At 39.0% G+C, this 3,388-nt stretch carries 2 protein-coding genes; both read right to left on the bottom strand.

The window, feature by feature from the left end:
- A partial coding sequence (locus J7Q84_RS18040) for a malate:quinone oxidoreductase (protein WP_209096618.1) occupies positions 1 to 349 on the bottom strand: 349 nt, incomplete at its 3' end.
- Positions 350 to 837: 488 nt separating this feature from the next.
- On the bottom strand, positions 838 to 2,961 hold the full coding sequence (locus tag J7Q84_RS18035; RefSeq protein WP_247739353.1) for a carbohydrate-binding domain-containing protein: 2,124 nt from the start codon (positions 2,959 to 2,961) through the stop codon (positions 838 to 840).
- Positions 2,962 to 3,388 lie beyond the last annotated feature (427 nt).

Genomic DNA, 3,388 nt, shown 5'->3' with positions numbered 1-3,388 from the left:
TATGAGGGATTGGCATGATAAAGTCCTGCGGATTACGAATCAAATTGCTGTTTACTAAGTAAGACCAAAACTGTCTTGAAAGCTGAAACTGTTCATTAATGTTGATAGCTTTGCTCACATCGATAGACCCATCAGACTTTTCGGACGTATAGTTAAGCTCGCACAGTGCAGCATGGCCCGTACCAGCATTATTCCACTCATTAGAGCTTTCTTCTCCCGCTTGTGCAAGTTTCTCAAATACTTTGATTTCCCATTCAGGTACTAACTCTTTCAGTAATGCTCCCAAAGTTGCGCTCATCACTCCTGCACCAATTAAGATCACGTCTGTTTTTTTCTGTACGTTTCTCATTATACCCACCCTTATCACCCTAAATTTACAAAAAAGAATATGTGCTCTTGCTTAGATGTCACAAAAAGGTAGATGCACCTAGGAACACACCTTCTTTAGATCGATTGTAACCCAAGAAAAGTATATCACTATTGAATTATTATCTAATAACAGTATATCATTTTTTAATCATAACCTAATAATAGTATATTACTATTATCGATAGATTAAAATATTTATTTACTATTAGCTATTTAAAAGCTTGTGAGAAGTTCCTTAATAAGGCTTTAGGAACAAATAAAAGCAAAACTTATAATATCAAATGCATCAACTAATGAGGAAAGGTCATTGTTAAAAACAAGAAGAAATCATTTGCACGTTTCATAACGAACATCTCGCATCTATGTATGTACTGTTTCTCTTGTTTTTAAGTCATGAAATGACTTAAAAAGGGCAGAGCAATTAAATTGCTTCTGCCCTTCAAGATTTAATTATTAGAGAGTTTACTATTATGGTCTTTTGCTCCCTGGAAATTCGACCCCCAATTCTTTTAATTGAGCTTGTGCCTCTTCTCTCGTGATTGTACCTTCTCGTTCTTTCTCCATAATTTCCTCTACCTTTGCTTTCGTTTCATCATCTAGATTTGAAAACATATCGCCTCCAGTCCCTCCATTCGGTGGTTCGCCATCAGGCCCCCCACCGTCAGGACCACCAGACCGGCCACCTTCACCAGGGCCGCCACCGCCAGGACCACCACTTCTAGCAGTTGTAATTCCAGATTCGTTCAGCCACGTTACGGAATCTTCAGTAGTAAATTGGACTACCTTCGTACCTCCTGAATAATCTCCATCCTTATAGAATCCATTGGCTTGACTTCCCGTAGCAGATCCACCTGAGTACAGCGTATAGACACCATCTTTTTTCAATTCAGGCGAACTGATACTTACAGTTTGGTAGTCTTTTTCAGGTGCAAACGTTGCAATCGTATTTCCTTCACTATCTTCTAAATGAAGGATGGTTCCTGCTTTCTGTGTTGAAGGATAAGTCATCAGCATTGAATATTGTTTTGAACTATCTGATGGGGCCTGTGCCATTCCAGAACTTCCTGCAGCAATCAGAAAGCCGCCGCTCATATCAAAGGTTTGATCATAATCAAGAGGACCATTGCCATTATTGGTTGGGCCGCTGACGATTACGGTACCTCCAGTCATAGAAATAGAACCGTTAGAATCCAAACCATCTCCCTGTGAATTTACATAAACAGTGCCGCCTCTAATGGATAGCAGACGATTTTCAGATGAAGATGATTGCATATCTGGATTGGATCCATCATTACCTCCCCCGATATTTATACCATCGTCACTTGCATTTATATGAATATTCCCATCCGCAATTGTTATAACTGTACTTTCAATTCCTTCATAACTTTTGCTGATTGTGATGTCTCCCCCTTTAGTAAGGACTGCTGAATCACCATGAATACCATCATCACCAGTAGCAATCGCTAATGTCCCGCCTGTAATGGTCACACTGTTATTGCTGTGGATAGCATCGTCTAAGGCATTGATATTAAACGCCCCGCCGCCGACTGCCACCTCAGTTCCCGCTTTTAAGCCTTTCGCACTTTCAGATTCCTTTTCAGTAACCGTAGTTTTTTCCATGGTATTCCCTTGTTCTAGCCTTGGCCCGCCATTTTCTTTCATTTCAATTACTTCAGGGCTGCCGCCGCCTGTAGAGATGTTAAAGTCTCCATCTGCAATCAATAATGATGTTTCTGCCTGAATTCCATCATTTGCAGCTGTCAGGTTAAACGTTCCCCCCTCAATAGCAATAATTCCTTTTGATGCATCTTTATCGTTCGTAGATTTGACCGCATCCCCGTCTGCTTTAATAGTAATATTTCCATCTTTAACAGCCAATAAATCACGACCCATCAATCCATCATCAGTTGCCTCGATTTCAAGGATTCCGCCTGTAATCTTTAATTCGTCCTTGCTTGTGATCCCATTATTGTAATCTCCTTTAACAACCAATTTTCCAGTACCGTTAATGGTAAGGTTATCTTGGCTAAAAATAGCGGCATTCGGTTCATCTTCTGAGCCTTCTAGGTTGTATTTTTGACCATCCGTGATATAGTTTTCCGTCCCTTCCTCAAGAGAAATGACCGTTTTTTCTGCTTTCTTCACATAAATTGGGGCACTTGTGGAGGAATGAATGTCTACACCATTCAGCACAAGTCTAACGGTTCCTTTATCCTCTGCATCGACAATAATCTGTCCATCGTTCAGATTTCCGCTAATCAAGTATGTCCCTGATGTTTTAATGGTAATAATATTCCCATCTGCAATTGCCCCGCCTCCGCCCTCAAGGGTAGCTCCTGTACCAGTTAATTGAATGAATGTCGTATCTTCACTTTTCCAATCACTGTACAAATCATCTTTGTCATACGTTACTGTCTTACTAATTACGTCAGCAATATTTTGATTACCAATCGTACTCAAGCTTTCAGCATCGATTTTCGAAATATTTTTCGTGGCCGTATTCGAGTTGCTGCTGTTACTGCTACAGCCAAATAATAACGCCGTACACATAAGCGATACTGTGAAATTTGTATATTTTGATTTTCTTTTCAATATGGTCATCTCCTTTATGCGTAAATAGGTTTTGGTGTTTTCTATTACCTATGAGTCATATTATTAGGGACGAACCTTAAACAAACCTTAAGAAAACTCAGTGATTAGCAATAAAGATAGAGCTACAGTTATGCCAAATAGAAAAGTTATACCTTATCATCGACTTAAAATACTATTACCTTTCTATAAAAGAAACACATTGCCCGTTTAAGTAATTTTTATTTGTGAAACAAAGACGGTGAAATGTAAATTTGCATTTTTTGGTATTACTTCTATAATCAAGAATATCAAGAACTGAACTCTTTTTAGCCCCCTAATGAACTTGGACACTCTAAGGTGTGATTCTTTATACTTAGAGTAACGAGTAATAGGGGGATTTTTTATGAAGAGGAAAGTATATCCGAAAGAACTAAAGCTTCAAGTAGTA

This window comes from Bacillus sp. 165 (assembly GCF_017742235.1).
Taxonomy (GTDB): Bacteria; Bacillota; Bacilli; order Bacillales; family Bacillaceae_G; genus JAGHKQ01.
This window is presented reverse-complemented; position numbering and strand designations above follow the sequence as displayed.